The sequence below is a fragment of the Aureibaculum koreense genome, from assembly GCF_034296135.1.
GTDB lineage: Bacteria > Bacteroidota > Bacteroidia > Flavobacteriales > Flavobacteriaceae > Aureibaculum.
Window position 1 is genome coordinate 13,295 of sequence record NZ_JAXKVV010000021.1, and the last position, 15,787, is coordinate 29,081.

The window sequence follows — 15,787 nt, forward strand, 5'->3', positions numbered from 1 at the left end:
TCGTACCTCGTACTTTTTTTACCTTGTAATTTCTAAAATTTCAAATTTCATTATACCATTTGGTGCGTTTACTTCGGCAATTTCACCAACTTTTTTACCCAATAATCCTTTACCAATTGGAGAATCAACAGAAATTTTTGCTGCTTTGAAATCAGCTTCAGAATTTGCCACCAACGTATAACTCACCACCATATTATTAGCGGTATTTTTAATTTTAACGGTTGACAATGCCAACACTTTCGAAGTATCTAATTGCGATTCATCTATTAATCGGGCCGATGCCACCACATTTTTTAATTGTGCAATTTTATATTCCAACAAAGACTGCTCCTCTTTTGCCGCATGGTATTCCGCATTTTCACTTAAATCACCCTTGTCCCTTGCTTCAGAAATAGCATTGGTAACCCTTGGTCTTTCAACGTGCTCTAAATGCTCTAGTTCTTCTCTTAATTTTTTTAACCCCTCAGCTGTGTAATAAGAAACTTTACTCATAACTTCATCATTTTTATATAAATACAAAAATCCCAGCTCTATGTATATGGAGTTGAGATTCGGTCACAAAGATATGAAATATTTATTATTTCAACATAGTATGCCTTATATTTGTAACCTATAAAGAAAATGAAATGAAGAATATTGTTGTAGCTTTTTTAGCACTTTTTATCTTGGCAAACTGTTCTGACCCTGATGATAATAATCCGAATTTACCTAACGTAGCGGTTAATCAAACTGTATATTTGAACAACCCGTCCAATAACAATCTTTTATTTGTAAATGGTTATGTAGAAATTTCCGGAGGAATTAAAGGGATAGTTGTTTACCATGGTGCCAGCGATATTTATTATGCTTATGATTTGGCATGCCCCAATTCGCCACCGAGCGAATGCAGCAAAATGACCGTTGATGGGTTGAATATGATATGCTCTTGCGATGATTACAAATACGCATTATCTTTGGGTGGTGCCCCTCAAAACGGCGGAAAATATGCGGCTAAGAGTTATAAAGTTGTAAATAATGGTCAATCTTTACTAATCACAAATAATTAAATGCAAAATTACTTTTCTTCAGATTTTAAATTAGGTATTCTTGGCGGAGGGCAATTGGGTAAAATGTTATTGACCGAAACTCAAAAATTCGATATTTACACCTGTGTTTTAGATGCCGCAAAAGATGCACCCTGTGCCAATATCTGTGATGAATTTCATGTTGGGAGTTTACTTGATTTCGATACCGTATATAATTTCGGAAAAAAAGTAAACACACTGACTATAGAAATTGAAAATGTTAATGTTGACGCCTTAGAAAAATTAGAAGATGAAGACGTAAAAGTTTACCCAGCGTCAAAAACAATTAGAACTATTCAGAACAAAGCAAAGCAAAAGTTATTTTATGTGGACCATAATATTCCAACTGCTGAGTTTTCCCGTTTTGCTTATACTGATGAAATTAAAACTGCTCTAAAGCATGAAACTATAAACTTTCCGTTTGTTTGGAAAAGTGCAAGATTTGGTTATGATGGCACGGGCGTAAAAGTTGTAAAAAACCATGCCGATCTGGACACATTACCAAATGTGGAATGTATTACCGAAAAACTGATTCCTTTTAAAAATGAATTGGCGGTAATTGTAGCCAGAAATGTTAATGGTGACTTAAAAACATATCCGGTTGTTGAAATGGAGTTCCACCCAGAAGCCAATCAAGTGGAATATGTAATTTGCCCAGCAAGAATTCCTACTCAAATTGCCAAAAATGCCGAATTCATAGCTTTAAAAGTTGCACAGGCTTTTAAGCATGTTGGATTATTGGCAGTAGAATTATTTTTAACAAATGATGATAAAATTTTGGTCAACGAAGTGGCTCCAAGACCTCATAACAGCGGACATTACAGTATAGAAGCCGCTTACACGAGTCAATTTGAGCAACATATCAGAGCCATTTTAAATCTACCTTTGGGCGATACTTCTAGTAAAGTTGGTGGGGTAATGGTAAATTTAGTCGGAGAAGAAGACCATACAGGAAATGTGGTTTATGAAAATATGGAAAAAATTCTAAAGATGGATGGTGTTACGCCACATATTTATGGTAAAAAAGTAACAAAACCTTTTAGAAAAATGGGTCATGTAACTATTGTACATCAAGATTTAGATGAAGCGAGAAAAGTTGCTGAAAAAGTGAAGAAAACGATACGGGTAATTAGTGAAGAAGCATAACTAGCAAAAAGCAAATACCAAATTCCAAGATTGTCTATTTAGAATTTGGTTCTATAAAATTATGATTTACACAGGTGTTTTACAGAAAATGATAACCGAACTGACATCACCAGTTCAGTATTATATGCAATTGGAAAATGATTTTATAAATGTAAACCAACTGTTAAACAAAACATTGGAAATTACCTTTGTAAAATATGAATGTTTAAATTGCCATTTGGACAAACCTATCTACCGACAAGGATTTTGTAAAAGCTGTTTTTTTGACATTCCCCAAGCTGCAGATTGGATTATGCGTCCCGAGCTAAGTACAGCCCATTTAGATAAAGAAGACCGTGATCTGGAATACGAAAAAAAAGTACAACTGCAACCGCACATAGTTTACTTGGCAAATTCAAGCAATGTGAAAGTTGGGGTTACACGCAAGGCTCAAATTCCAACGCGATGGATAGACCAAGGAGCACACGAAGCCATTGAAATTGTTGAAGTGCCAAACAGATATTTAGCAGGTATTACAGAAATAGCCCTTAAGGAGCATGTTTCCGATAAAACCAATTGGCGTAAAATGCTGACCAATGATATTTTAGATCTTGATCTCCTTAAAGAAAAAGAAAAATTGGCACCGTTTATTCCCGAAGAGGCTAAACCTTATTATTTAGAAAATCACAGCAAAGAGACCAATATTGAATTTCCAGTATTGCAATATCCCACTAAGGTTAAAAGCTTAAGTTTAGATAAAACCCCAAACTACAAGGGTGTTTTAAAAGGCATCAAAGGTCAATATGTAATTTTCGAAGACAATACGGTTTTTAATATTAGAGGTAGCGAAGGGTATTATATACAGCTTAGCTTAAGTTAGTTATAAAACCAGAATCAATAATGAATTATTCTAACCAAAATGGAGCTTTTATTGAACTGCATAAAATAACTTCTAACAATTGCAATGTTTTAAAAGCTTCAAAAACCAGTGAACTATCCCTACTATGGTTTACCTCAGATAATAATCAGCTTATTATTGATGCTATACATTACACGTTTAACAAAAACGATATTATTAGCCTCACAGAGTTTCACAAAATTGAAGTCATAAAAATAAACGCACTTCAGCTTATTAGGTGGAACAGGTCTTTTTACTGTATTGTAGATCACGATAGTGAAGTTGGTTGTAAAGGAATATTATATTACGGAGCCTCTAACCTGCCCATTATAAAGCCCAACAATGAAGATATAGATATTTTGCAAACCGTTTTAAAAATGCTTAGAATAGAGTTTAAATCTAAAGACAATTTGCAATTGGAAATGTTACAAATGATGCTAAAAAGATTGCTGATTTTGTGCACGCGTATTTACAAAACTCAAGAAAGCTTTTCGCAACATGAAGATAGCGATATAGAAATTGTAAGAGAATATAATTATTTGGTTGAAACACATTTTAAAGAAAAGCACTCCGTTTCTCACTATGCAGATATGCTCAATAAATCTCCTAAAACATTAGCCAATCTTTTTAAAAAAGCCGGAAACAATACTCCTTCACATTACATAAAAAACAGAATTATGTTAGAAGCGAGACGCTTACTGACCTATACCGATAAAACAATATCAGAAATTGGTTACGAATTGGGTTTTACGGATGTACAAGTTTTTAGTCGCTTTTTTAAGAATATTGAATACATTTCACCCTCTGAATTTAGAAATAAACCTTAAAAAGGAAAAATTGCCAACTCATTAGGAATTATAGGTAATGCCATAGCCCCAACCTCGCCATACATTTGTACTGTTAAAATAATATAAATATAAAAAACAGTATAAAATGGAAACAAAAACAAATTACACAGTACCAACAAGAGAAGAAGTATCTTCTAACAATCAAGAAATTTTTGATACGCTTAAAAGCAATTTAGGCTTTGTCCCTAACCTTTATGCGTATTACGCTAAAAACGAAACAGCACTGCCCGATTATCTTGCTTTGCAAAACAGAAAATCTACATTAAAAGCAAAAGAGCGTGAGGTTATCAATTTAGTAGTAAGCCAATATAATGGTTGTAAATATTGTCAATCTGCACATACTGCTTTAGGAAAAATGAACGGTTTTAACGATGACCAAATTATCGAATTAAGAAAAGGATCTGCTTCGTTTGATGAAAAATTGAATGTATTAGCTGAATTTACTTTGGCTGCGGTATCCAACAAAGGCAATGTATCAGAAGAAGTTAAAAGTAATTTCTTTAATGCAGGTTACACTGAAGCAAACATGATAGATGTGGTTATTATTATCGGTGATAAAATTATCAGTAATTACATTCACAATTTAGCAGGATTTGAAATTGATTTCCCGTTAGCAAAAGAAATATAATATTAATTAAAAAAAGGTTATGAACACAGGTAATTTAGTTATTAGGATAGGAATCGCTCTTTTATTTATTTGGGGCGGGGTAGAAAAATTTATTGAAGGTTTTCTTGGCGGAGTTGGCTTGCAAAATATGGCAGACTTTCTAAAAAGCAGCGGACTTGCATTTTTAGGAGATGGCGGAACATATGCATTGGGAGCTTTATTAGCGGCTTTAGAATTAGTAGCTGGGATTTTGGTTTTACTAAATAAACAACTATTATATTCTTACGCTTTTTTAGCGTTTATTATGCTAATGGCCTTGGTTTTAGTACATATACCTTCGGGCAATTGGATGAATATAATGATTCACATTATGTTATTAACCACATTGGCTGGTTTAGCCATTAACGAAAGAAAAACTGCTTAAAAACAATGTTCTTTTATAAATGTAAAACTTGCATTCCCTTTTAAATTAAAGGACAATGCAAGTTTTTTTATATTTAGTAATTTGATGCTTCACTTAAAAAATAAAAAATTCTTAGACTGCAAATTATCTCTCTCCCGGTGCAAAATAATTCTAACCTACTAAACTTAGCCCAATTTTGCTGTTGTTAACTCAAATAATGTCAAACAATGGTTTTCATAGCAATTTTCCCATTCTAACATTTTCATAGCTCCTATCTTCATAGCAACTATTTTCATAGCAAGGAGAAAGATATATTTACTTTGTCTAAGAATTTTTCTTTCAACTATTTTTCTGTTACAAATGTGGGGCAATACTTAAAATGATACAAGAGGAAAAACCCTAAATTTATTAGGGGATTTTACCCCGATCAAAAAAGGGGAAAAATCCCCTTTTTACCGAATCATATTTATTTGTAATTTGCAGAAACATAATCTTAAACCACTAATTATGAAGTATCTCAAATTTTCAAACCTCAAAATCAAGTATTCTTTGTTGCTCTTTATAATCGTAGCAACATTATTAATTTCATGTAACGATAAAAAACCTCATCATGAAAATGAAGAGCCTACCAAAGAAATGTTGGCTCACATTATTAAAACAGAAAAAGCTGTTGAAATATATAAAAATTATGAAAAGGAGCGTCTTTCCATCCTAAAGGACACACTAAGCAGTTTGTATGGAGGCGATTTTAACGATACACGCCGTGTTTGGTTCGATCTGAAAACCTTAAAAAATTATATTTCCTATGTAGAAAAAAAATCTAAAGAAAATAAAATAACCCCAGAAGGGCTTCAATTTTACTTTAGTGTTTATGGAAATAACGAAGAAGGAGATGAAAAAAATCATCAAACCTTTTTTATTGCACCAACAACAAAGCAAGATGGTAAGCAATCGGGTTATACTTTACACGAAGTAGATGGAGAAACTCAACCACTATATTTAAAAACAATTTTAGGTGGTGGAAGATATACCCCTTCTCAGAACCAGCAAATGCAAAAAGCAGGGTTCTTCTCCTTAACCGCAGTTCAAGATGAAGTTGGATTGTTGTATAATGATGGATCTAGCTCTCCTCCAATGGATAACAATTAATTCGAAAAAGCAAATAAACTGATAAATCTTTATGTCTGACACCACCATATCGTTAATTAAAAACTCCATCAGGTACTTTGAGTTAATTTCTGCTATTGCGGGTACTGTCTATTTTTATAAATACAAACACACAGACTTAAAATATTTCCTCTATCTTTTATGGTATATCACAATTACTGAATTTTTAGGTTGGTATATTTGGCTTACAGGAAATATGGCACATATTGATGAAAATGGGTGGATATATAATTTATGGTTATATAATATTCTGAATTTGGTTATGTTTAATACAGTTTATTTTATTTATTATAATTATTTAAAAACACAATTATTTAAAAAGTGGACAAAACTGTTCATTATTATATTTACAATTGTTTATGCTTTAAACTGGATTTTTATTCAAAATTTTATAACCGAAAATGCTGTACTGCCCAGAATTATTGGTTCAATTTTCTTAATAATTACCATTATTTTCTTTTTCATTGAATTGCTTAGGTCTGAAAAAATAGTGGTATTTCATAAACTTCTATTGTTTTGGATTAGCGTGGGCCTACTTTTATTTTATACGGGAACAATTCCTTTTATGTTAAAATGGAACGGATATATGTTAATACCTGGTATTCACGAATTATTTTTAATCGTCTACATTTTAGCCATAATTATGTATTCAATTTTTACTTTCGGTTTTATATGGAGCAAGAAAGAATAATCATATTGGCAAGTACACTTGTGGTATTAATAGCTATAATAGCTATGATATTGCTATTCAGTATTTTTCAGCATAAAAAAAATAAATTACTGGAAGATAATGACACGTTGCGAAATGTAATTAAAAATAAATTGTCCATTTACAAAGAAGAACCGTAAATTTATACGATAAGAGAATGGAATTATTATGGATGGCGATTCAACAACATTAATATTAATAGCAAGCCTTACGGTGGTTTTATTAGTAGTCGTTATCATTATTATTTTTAGCATTTTTCAGAATAGAAAAATTAAGTTTTTGTTCGAGCAAAAGGAAACCAAACAACGATTTGACGAGGAATTAATAAAATCAAAATTAGAAACTCAAGAACAAACCTTACAAAATATCAGTTGGGAATTGCACGACAACATTGGTCAATTGTTATCGGTAGCTAGAATGCAATTAAATATTGTACAGCCCAATTTAACAGAAGAACAAAAATCAGTTGTACAAGAAACTGGTGAGATTATTTCGAAAAGTTTGCAGGAAATAAGATCATTGTCAAAATTATTGAATCCTGAGGTTGTAAAAAACATTGGCTTACATGAAGCCATACAATTGGAAATTGATCGGTTCAATAGGCTTAATTTTATAAATGCGGAATTTAATATTGAGGGTAAAGTTGTTCCTATTAATCAAAAAGATGAAATAATTTTATTTAGAATTATTCAAGAATTTTTGTCAAATTCAGTAAAGCATTCCAAGACCAACAGCATGGAGATTAGTGCAAATTATAACAAAGATACTTTGGCAATTAAAATACAGGATTTTGGTATTGGTTTTGACGGTGCATCTGTTGAAAAGGGTTCTGGATTACTTAATATGAAAAGCCGAGCAAAATTAATTAATACGGAATTTGACTTAAAATCTGGAAAAGATAAAGGAGTTTCACTAACTTTAACCTATCCGATAAGAAAAAAAGATGCCTAAACATACCATAGCCATAATTGACGATCACCTTCTTTTTGCACAATCGTTAAAAAGTTTAATCAACACTTTTGAAGATTTTGAGGTAACGCAACACGCTTTAAACGGAAAGATTTTTATCGACGATCTTAAGAAAAAATCTAAACTACCGGATATAGCTTTAATGGATTTGAATATGCCCATAATGGATGGTTTGGAAACTACACTCTTTTTAAGGGAGAATTATCCCAGTATAAAAGTATTGGCATTATCTATGGATGACGAGGAGCGTTCTATCCTAAAAATGATTAAAAATGGGGCTAAGGGATATCTACTTAAAGATATCCATCCTAACATTTTAAAAGAAGCTTTGAACAGTTTAATTAATGAAGGTTATTATCATTCAAAAAGGGTTTCTGACAGCTTAGTGCATTCCTTACATCCAGATACTGAAAAAGAAATAAAACTTCTTGAAAGAGAATTGGAATTCCTGAAACTAGCCAGTACTGAAATGACCTATAAAGAAATTGCCGATGTTATGAATTTAAGCCCCAAAACTATTGACGGATACCGTGAACAACTCTTTAAAAAGTTAGAAGTAAAAAATAGAATTGGATTGGTAGTTTATGCCCTCAAAAATGGTTTTGCCTAAGTATCCAAATCAATTTCCTCATCAACTTTTAAATTAAATAATTTTCTAAAATAATGTACCGCTATATATAAAATTGGTGTGTCTAAAAACGCAACCATTACTTTAAAGAGAAAGCCATTAAGCAATAATTTCCCAAATAAATCCCATTCAATAATACCAAAAGAACACAATAAAAATAAAACCGAAAAAGTATCTAAAAATTGAGAAGTTACGGTCGAAAAATTATTACGCAGCCACAAATGTCTTCCTTTGGTCAATTTTTTCCAATAATGATAAATCCGAATATCAACGAATTGAGCTAACAAATAAGCTATCATTGAAGAAAACACCGCTAGTACAGACAAACCAAAGACGTTGGTAAATACAGTATTGTCCACAGGAGACCAAGAAGTGGCGGGTACAACATCAGCAACATAAATAATAAGCAACGAAAAAAACGAGGCGAATATACCGGCAATTACTACTTGATTGGCTTTTTTCTTTCCGTATATTTCTGAAATTAAATCAGTTACTAAAAAAGTTATTGGATAAGGTAATATACCTACCGAAATTTCAAAAGTATAAACGCCAAGGAAATCCCAAGAGAAAAACTTTTGAAAAATTAAATTGGAAACTACTAAAGAAGTAATAAATAGTGCGGCCAGCACCATATAAATTTTATACGCCAGTAATTTTTTTGAGTTTTGCATAGTGTATTTTACGAAAGTATAAAATATTTGTCAATACTTTTAGGTTCAAATTTTCTATTTTTGTAGAACAACTTTTAAAACCAACTTATGCACGCATATATCTTTCCAGGGCAAGGAGCACAGTTTTCAGGAATGGGATTGGACATTTATGAAAAATCTAACATCGCTCAAGAACTTTTTGAACAAGCCAATGACATATTAGGGTTTTCATTAACCGACGTTATGTTTGAAGGGACAGACGAACAACTCAAAGAAACCAAAGTTACCCAACCCGCCATTTTTTTACATTCGGCTGCTTTAGCTAAAACCTTGGGAGATAAATTCAAACCTCAAATGGTAGCTGGACATTCGCTTGGCGAATTTTCCGCTCTGGTTGCCAATGGTGTTTTATCTTTTGAAGATGGACTAAAACTGTTGTCACAACGTGCATTAGCCATGCAAAAGGCTTGTGAATTACAACCCTCAACCATGGCGGCCGTATTAGGTTTAGAGGATGAAATTGTTGAAAATATTTGTGCCAAAACCGAAGGTGTTGTCGTTGCGGCAAATTACAATTGCCCAGGGCAATTGGTTATTTCTGGTGAAGTTGCAGCTATAAATTTAGCCTGTGAAGCCTTAACAGCAGCTGGGGCAAGAAGAGCATTGGTTTTGCCAGTTGGCGGTGCTTTTCACTCCCCATTAATGGAACCCGCCCGCGAAGAATTGGCCGCTGCAATCGAAAATACAACATTTAGTGAACCTAACTGTCCTATTTATCAAAATGTAACCGCTTCTGCGGTTAACAATGCCAATGATATTAAGAAAAACTTGATGGTTCAGTTGACAGCACCTGTGCGTTGGACACAGTCCATCCAGCAAATGATTAAAGATGGTGCCACTGAATTTACCGAAGTTGGACCAGGCAGTGTTTTACAAGGTTTAATGCGAAAAATTGACAGATCTGTTACTACAAACGGTGCAAAACTAGAAGAAGATAACTAATGGAAGGTACTGTACTTACAAGCATTAGAGAAAATATTGCCACCATAACTTTTGGCCACCCGGCAAGTAATTCTTTTCCGTCTGAATTATTAAAACGACTAATTGAAAATATTAACAATATAAGTGATGATGATACTATTCAGGTAATTATTTTACAAAGTGAAGGTGATAAAGCTTTTTGTGCTGGTGCATCTTTTGATGAATTGGTAGCCATAAGAAATTTAGAAGAAGGTAAACAATTCTTTTCAGGATTTGCCAATTTGATTAACGCAATGCGAACCTGTAACAAACTGATAATTGGTCGCGTTCAAGGAAAAGCTGTGGGTGGAGGAGTTGGTATCATTGCCGCCACCGACTACTGTTTTGCCACAGAAAAAGCCGACATTAAGTTATCAGAACTGACTATAGGTATTGGTCCTTTCGTAATTGAACCTGCCATTACCCGTAAAGCAGGAATTACAGCGTTTAGCAAACTTTCATTAGATGCCACGGAATGGCACTCTGCCTATTGGGCAAAAGATAATAATTTATATTCCAGGGTTTTTACAACTACCAGAGATATGGACGAATTTGTAGAAAGTCTTTCAAAAAAATTAGCTAGTTACAATCCTGATGCGTTAAAAGCCATGAAAAAAGTATTATGGCAAGGCACAGAAAACTGGAATACATTATTAATTGAAAGAGCAGAAACAAGCGGACAATTGGTGTTGTCAGATTTTACGAAAAAGGCACTTCATAAATTTAAACAGAGATAGACAATTAAATAATTATAAAATTGAAAATATGAATTATTTATTTTTACAATCTAGTGCTGAAAAAGTCGGCGAATCAGTAGGTCAATACATATGGTATGTAGTTCTAATAGTGGCAATCTATTTTTTAGTTCGAAGATTCAGAAAGAAAAAATAAAATGAACTTTCTAGCACTTTTACAACAAGTTGACATTGAACAAAAAATCAAGGAAGCACCCAATAGCGGTTATGAAATTGGTGTTTTTATTGGTACGTTTTTACCTTTTGTTGTCTTAATTGCAATTGCTTATTATATGTATTATAGGGCTAAGAAAAGGAAGGAGTGAGTTCTAAGTTTAGAATTTAGATAACCCATTAATTGCTTAAAATTTAATAACTTGTGCAACTAAATAAAAATTATGCTAAAAGAAAGAATTGATATAGAAAACATTGACGGACAACTATTTGAAATAAAAGTAGTTGCTCCTGATGATTCTAAACCTGCTTCTTTTACACACTATTTACACAATTATAAAAACGGAGTTTCTCAATTTTACAAAAAGGATGCACTTTCTTATGTGAAAGAAATTTTGGAAAAGGAATATCCAACAGAAAAAGTAACTAATAAAGTTGCAGAAGAAGCTCTACAATATCTAATATTCGACCTTAATAAATCAGTTCCATTTCCCGCACCTGAAAAACCAAAATTCAAATTCATAGACCTTTTTGCTGGTATTGGTGGATTTCGCTTAGCTTTGCAAAACTTAAAAGGCAAATGCGTATTCACAAGCGAATGGGACAAATATTCAAAACAAACTTACAAAGCGAACTTTGGCGAAATACCATTTGGAGATATTACAAAACCCAAAACAAAAAATTATATTCCTGACAATTTTGATGTGCTTTGTGCAGGTTTTCCCTGTCAAGCATTTTCGATAGCTGGGAGACGTGGTGGATTTGAAGACACAAGAGGAACATTGTTTTTTGATGTTGCAGAAATCATAAAAAAGAAACAGCCAAAGGCAATTTTTCTTGAAAACGTAAAAGGATTAAGAAATCACGACAAAGGAAAAACCTTAGCCACAATTTTAAATGTACTTCGAGAAGATTTAAACTATGATGTTCCCGAACCTCAAATTTTAAATGCTAAAGAATTTGGAGTTCCTCAAAATCGCGAAAGGATTTTCATTGTAGGTTTCAGAAAAGATTTAGGAATTAGTGACTTTCAGTATCCAGAACCAACAAACAAAGATTCGATTTTAGAAGATATTTTGGAAAAAAATGAAGTCTCTGTAAAATACTACCTTTCAACAACTTACGTTCAAACCTTAAAAAATCACAGAGAGAGACACGAAAGTAAAGGTAACGGTTTTGGCTATGAAATAATCCCAAATGACGGAACTGCAAATGCCGTAGTTTGTGGAGGAATGGGAAGAGAAAGGAATTTAGTATTGGATGATAGATTGACAAATTTTGTTCCTGTTACCCATATTACAGGAGAAGTAAACAGAGATGGAATAAGAAAAATGACACCAAGAGAATGGGCAAGACTTCAAGGCTTTCCTGACAATTTTAAAATTGTAGTTTCAGACACACAAGCATATAAACAATTTGGAAATTCGGTGGCAGTTCCAGCAATTCAGGCAACAGCGGAAAAAATAATAGAAAAACTTTACCGCAAATGATTACAGGAAATAAAGGTGAATGGAGTGAAATTTATGCTCTTTTCAAATTATTGGGAGATAAAGAATTATTTCTAGGGGACAAAGACATTGAAAAGTTAGAAGGTTTAGTTTATCCAATAATCAAAATACTTCGTACAGAAAACAATGGAAATTTTGAATATTCTATCAAAGATGAAATAATTTTAGTTTCTGGGAATGAAAAAGTCTTAAAAATTCCTATTTCAGATTTTAAGCAGAAAGCCATTTTTTTATTAAATGCGATAAAAGCAAATAATGAAAGAACATTTTCTGTCCCTTTAATTGAAGAATTTATGAAGTCCATAAATTGCTTTTCTCTAAAGGCAAGTTCCTCTGCAAAAACTGATATTACTATTATAGTTCACGACCAAAGAACAAATCAGGAACCAGTTCTTGGGTTTAGCATAAAATCCCAACTTGGCAGTCCCTCTACACTACTTAATGCGGGAAAAACGACAAACTTCATTTACAAAATTATTGGTGTTAATTTAGCAGAAAATGACATTAAGCAAATTAATTCAATAGATTCGAGAAGTAAAATAATGGACCGAATCGTTAAAATTCAAAGCAAAAGTGGAAAATTTGAATTTGTGAAAACCGAAAGACAAATATTTTCAAATAATCTAGTTTTAATAGATAGTTTACTTCCTGAAATTCTATCACAAATCGTGTTTGGTTTTTATTCAAGTCAATTTTCAAATTTAACTGATTTAGTCAACATAGTGGCGGATAAAAATCCTTTGAATTTCGATATTGAAAACGAACATAAATTTTACGAATACAAAATCAAACGATTTTTAACTGATGTAGCACTTGGAATGATGCCATCCAAAGTTTGGACTGGGAAATATGATGCGACTGGTGGATATTTGATTGTAAAAGAAAATGGTGGTGTTCTGTGTTACCACATTTATAACCGAAATGAATTTGAAGATTACCTGTTAAATAACACGAAACTCGATACGGCTAGTTCCTCTCGACACGGGTTTGGAATAATTTACAAAGAGAATGGAGAATTATATTTTAATCTTAATTTACAAATAAGATTTACGAAATAAGTAATACCAAAAAATTTCTGGAAAAAAGGGGTAGTAATTACCAAGTAACCAACTTAAGAAAGTATAAACAAATCAGGGATATATTTCACCTAACTCAACTTCATATCCATCAAAATAGAAAAGGTTTGTTTTATATCCGTTTCTTTAACTACAATAGTAATTTCATGCGTAGTGGAAATCACTTCTTGCACAGGTATATTTGCCCAAGCTAATTGTTTTAAAATAAAGTAATAAATTCCAGATTGTTCTATGTTTGATTTGGGCAATTTTATGGTTAAAGATGCCAAATTTGAAGCAGACCACAGCAGTTCTTCATCTTTAAAATTATTCTCTATTTTGGATTCTATTTTTTTACTGATAACAATACTGGTTTCAAACACACCTTGTGAAATGGTAAAGAAATTATCACTGTCATTACCTATATCATTTAATAATTTTGTGATTTTAGAAACCAACGTTGGTGTGTTTTTATAGGTATAATCGCAAAGGTCTGAACGCATAATAAAATCTCCAGAAGACAAGGCAATTTTCTTTATATTTTTTCTAACTTTCAACACACTTGAGGGCGATAATCTGTTAATTGCCATCATAATAGCTCCTTCTTTTATGTCCTTTCTTAGTAATTTCTCAACCTCTGGTTTAATAACTCTTGCCAAAGAGGATACGTTTATTAATTTATCGTAAAGGGCTTCTTCAATAAAAGGTGTTTTATTAATAATTGCCGTTACAGCCTCTTGAATGGTCTTCATTTGTTTAAAATTGAACTATTTGTTATAATTTGTAAAAATAAATGAAAAAGTTGCATAACAAAACGAACTAGGCAATTTTTGTAAAAAATTTTAAATTTATGATCGTTTTTAAATTTGGTGGAACATCCGTTGGTAGTGCAGAGAATATAAAGAAGGTATCTGCAATAATAAATGGTTGCAACGAAAGGAAAATAGTTGTGTTGTCAGCAGTTTCTGGAACCACAAATACTCTTGTTCAAATCAATGAAAGCTTAGCTCTTGGCAAAAGGGAAGAAGCAATGGCATTAATAAACCAACTTGAATCTAGTTACCATCAACTAATAAAGGAACTTTATAGCGTTGAAAAGTATCATTCAGAAGCTCAAACTTTTATCAATGATAAATTTGAGGCATTAAGGTCTTTTACCAACGAACCTACTAAAAATGAAAAGATATTTTTGGCTCAAGGGGAAATAATATCTACCAACTTATTTCAAATCTATCAGGCGGAGTTAGGTAATGATACTTTGCTGATTTCTGCATTGGATTTTATGTCTATTGATACAAATGAAGAACCTGAACCCGAGAAAATCAGAACAAAATTAAATGCAATTTTATCCAAAAACACTAATCAAAAAACCTTTATTACACAAGGTTTTATCTGCTTAAATTCTGAAAATGAAATTGTCAACTTAAAAAGAGGTGGTAGCGATTATAGTGCATCATTAATAGGTGCTGCGGTGGGAGCTGCAGAAATCCAAATCTGGACGGATATTGACGGTATGCACAATAGCGACCCTAGGTTTGTAGAAAACACCTTCCCAATTGGTGAAATTACTTTTGACGAAGCTGCGGAGCTGGCCTATTTCGGTGCAAAAATTTTACATCCGCAAAGTATAATTCCCGCTCAAAGAAATAATATTCCCGTTTTATTAAAAAACACCTTTAATCCTAACGCGAAAGGCACATTGATTAAAAATTGTAAAAACAGTACTGGTGTTAGGGCCATTGCGGCCAAAGACGGTATTATTGCTATTAAAATAAAATCGTATAGAATGTTAATGGCATATGGTTTTCTGAAAAATGTATTTGAGGTATTTGAAAAATACCATACTCCTATAGACATGATTACCACTTCTGAAATTGCCGTTTCTCTAACTATTGACAATCCGAAATATCTAAAGGAAATTATTGAGGAACTAAATACTTTTGGAAAAGTAGAATATGATACAGATATGAGTATTATTTGTTTGGCAGGTAATTTTTCCCATAGCGGAAAAGGTATTAGTGCTTCCGTTTTAAATTGCGTAACGGATGTACCCATTAGAATGATTTCTTATGGAGGTAGTCAATATAATATGTCGCTGTTGGTTGAAAAGGGCGATAAGGTTAAAGCGTTGAATCTGTTGAACGAAGGTCTGTTCGTTGAGAATAGTGTTAAGTATTAAAATAAATTTGATTGTTAAAACCCCGAACGGGCTTGAGGCTCTTTCGGGT

The 15,787-nt window shown here is 32.6% G+C and carries 20 protein-coding genes; 17 read left to right on the forward strand and 3 right to left on the reverse strand.

What is annotated here, in order from left to right:
- Positions 1-18 precede the first annotated feature (18 nt).
- The gene (gene greA, locus UMM65_RS14205) at positions 19-492 is read right to left on the reverse strand and encodes a transcription elongation factor GreA (RefSeq protein ID WP_321977455.1); all 474 of its coding nucleotides are present in this window, start codon (positions 490-492) and stop codon (positions 19-21) included.
- A gap of 134 nt (positions 493-626) precedes the next feature.
- Between greA and UMM65_RS14210 the strand changes: the two genes are divergently transcribed.
- The 11 genes from UMM65_RS14210 to UMM65_RS14260 all read left to right on the forward strand — a co-directional run bounded on the left by UMM65_RS14210 (position 627) and on the right by UMM65_RS14260 (position 8,400).
- Positions 627-1,046 (forward strand): hypothetical protein, encoded by a 420-nt coding sequence (locus tag UMM65_RS14210; RefSeq protein WP_321977456.1) that lies wholly within the window; start codon positions 627-629, stop codon positions 1,044-1,046.
- Entirely contained in the window at positions 1,047-2,210 is a 1,164-nt protein-coding gene (locus tag UMM65_RS14215) for a 5-(carboxyamino)imidazole ribonucleotide synthase (protein ID WP_321977458.1), read from the forward strand.
- Positions 2,211-2,271: 61 nt separating this feature from the next.
- Positions 2,272-3,069 carry a DUF2797 domain-containing protein gene (locus UMM65_RS14220; RefSeq protein ID WP_321977460.1) on the forward strand — a complete coding sequence of 266 codons (798 nt, stop codon included), beginning with the start codon at positions 2,272-2,274 and terminating at the stop codon, positions 3,067-3,069.
- A 20-nt stretch (positions 3,070-3,089) separates the two neighbouring features.
- Positions 3,090-3,914: a helix-turn-helix domain-containing protein gene (locus UMM65_RS14225; protein WP_321977462.1), complete on the forward strand. Its 825-nt coding sequence runs from the start codon at positions 3,090-3,092 to the stop codon at positions 3,912-3,914.
- Between the two features lie 106 nt (positions 3,915-4,020).
- Entirely contained in the window at positions 4,021-4,563 is a 543-nt protein-coding gene (locus UMM65_RS14230) for a carboxymuconolactone decarboxylase family protein (protein WP_321977464.1), read from the forward strand.
- Positions 4,564-4,582: 19 nt separating this feature from the next.
- Complete coding sequence (locus UMM65_RS14235) at positions 4,583-4,966, forward strand: DoxX family membrane protein (RefSeq protein WP_321977466.1); 384 nt, start codon at positions 4,583-4,585, stop codon at positions 4,964-4,966.
- Between the two features lie 486 nt (positions 4,967-5,452).
- Positions 5,453-6,094, forward strand: a complete 642-nt coding sequence (locus UMM65_RS14240; protein ID WP_321977468.1) for a hypothetical protein — start codon at positions 5,453-5,455, stop codon at positions 6,092-6,094.
- Positions 6,095-6,125: 31 nt separating this feature from the next.
- A complete protein-coding gene (locus tag UMM65_RS14245) occupies positions 6,126-6,803 on the forward strand; it encodes a hypothetical protein (RefSeq protein WP_321977470.1) in 678 nt (225 codons plus the stop codon).
- On the forward strand, positions 6,785-6,961 hold the full coding sequence (locus UMM65_RS14250) for a hypothetical protein (RefSeq protein ID WP_321977472.1): 177 nt from the start codon (positions 6,785-6,787) through the stop codon (positions 6,959-6,961). Before UMM65_RS14245 ends, UMM65_RS14250 begins: the two co-directional genes overlap by 19 nt.
- 28 nt (positions 6,962-6,989) lie before the next feature.
- Positions 6,990-7,772 carry a sensor histidine kinase gene (locus tag UMM65_RS14255; protein WP_321977473.1) on the forward strand — a complete coding sequence of 261 codons (783 nt, stop codon included), beginning with the start codon at positions 6,990-6,992 and terminating at the stop codon, positions 7,770-7,772.
- A complete protein-coding gene (locus UMM65_RS14260; protein ID WP_321977474.1) occupies positions 7,765-8,400 on the forward strand; it encodes a response regulator transcription factor in 636 nt (211 codons plus the stop codon). The genes UMM65_RS14255 and UMM65_RS14260 overlap by 8 nt, the downstream gene beginning before the upstream one ends.
- On the opposite strand, the gene UMM65_RS14265 is transcribed toward UMM65_RS14260, so the two are convergent.
- Positions 8,397-9,089: a queuosine precursor transporter gene (locus UMM65_RS14265; protein WP_321977475.1), complete on the reverse strand. Its 693-nt coding sequence runs from the start codon at positions 9,087-9,089 to the stop codon at positions 8,397-8,399. The two genes, UMM65_RS14260 and UMM65_RS14265, sit on opposite strands and share 4 nt — an antisense overlap.
- A gap of 87 nt (positions 9,090-9,176) precedes the next feature.
- Between UMM65_RS14265 and fabD the strand changes: the two genes are divergently transcribed.
- The 5 genes from fabD to UMM65_RS14290 all read left to right on the forward strand — a co-directional run bounded on the left by fabD (position 9,177) and on the right by UMM65_RS14290 (position 13,562).
- Positions 9,177-10,070 (forward strand): ACP S-malonyltransferase, encoded by an 894-nt coding sequence (fabD, locus tag UMM65_RS14270; RefSeq protein WP_321977476.1) that lies wholly within the window; start codon positions 9,177-9,179, stop codon positions 10,068-10,070.
- Complete coding sequence (locus UMM65_RS14275; RefSeq protein ID WP_321977477.1) at positions 10,070-10,825, forward strand: enoyl-CoA hydratase/isomerase family protein; 756 nt, start codon at positions 10,070-10,072, stop codon at positions 10,823-10,825. Before fabD ends, UMM65_RS14275 begins: the two co-directional genes overlap by 1 nt.
- Before the next feature lie 155 nt (positions 10,826-10,980).
- The gene (locus UMM65_RS14280; protein ID WP_321977478.1) at positions 10,981-11,148 is read left to right on the forward strand and encodes a hypothetical protein; all 168 of its coding nucleotides are present in this window, start codon (positions 10,981-10,983) and stop codon (positions 11,146-11,148) included.
- A gap of 72 nt (positions 11,149-11,220) precedes the next feature.
- Positions 11,221-12,486: a DNA cytosine methyltransferase gene (locus UMM65_RS14285; RefSeq protein WP_321977480.1), complete on the forward strand. Its 1,266-nt coding sequence runs from the start codon at positions 11,221-11,223 to the stop codon at positions 12,484-12,486.
- Positions 12,483-13,562, forward strand: a complete 1,080-nt coding sequence (locus tag UMM65_RS14290; protein WP_321977481.1) for an HpaII family restriction endonuclease — start codon at positions 12,483-12,485, stop codon at positions 13,560-13,562. Before UMM65_RS14285 ends, UMM65_RS14290 begins: the two co-directional genes overlap by 4 nt.
- A gap of 89 nt (positions 13,563-13,651) precedes the next feature.
- On the opposite strand, the gene UMM65_RS14295 is transcribed toward UMM65_RS14290, so the two are convergent.
- Positions 13,652-14,311 (reverse strand): hypothetical protein, encoded by a 660-nt coding sequence (locus UMM65_RS14295; protein WP_321977482.1) that lies wholly within the window; start codon positions 14,309-14,311, stop codon positions 13,652-13,654.
- A 98-nt stretch (positions 14,312-14,409) separates the two neighbouring features.
- Here UMM65_RS14295 and UMM65_RS14300 point away from each other — a divergent pair, with 98 nt between their 5' ends.
- The gene (locus UMM65_RS14300) at positions 14,410-15,738 is read left to right on the forward strand and encodes an aspartate kinase (protein ID WP_321977483.1); all 1,329 of its coding nucleotides are present in this window, start codon (positions 14,410-14,412) and stop codon (positions 15,736-15,738) included.
- Positions 15,739-15,787: the final 49 nt, after the last annotated feature.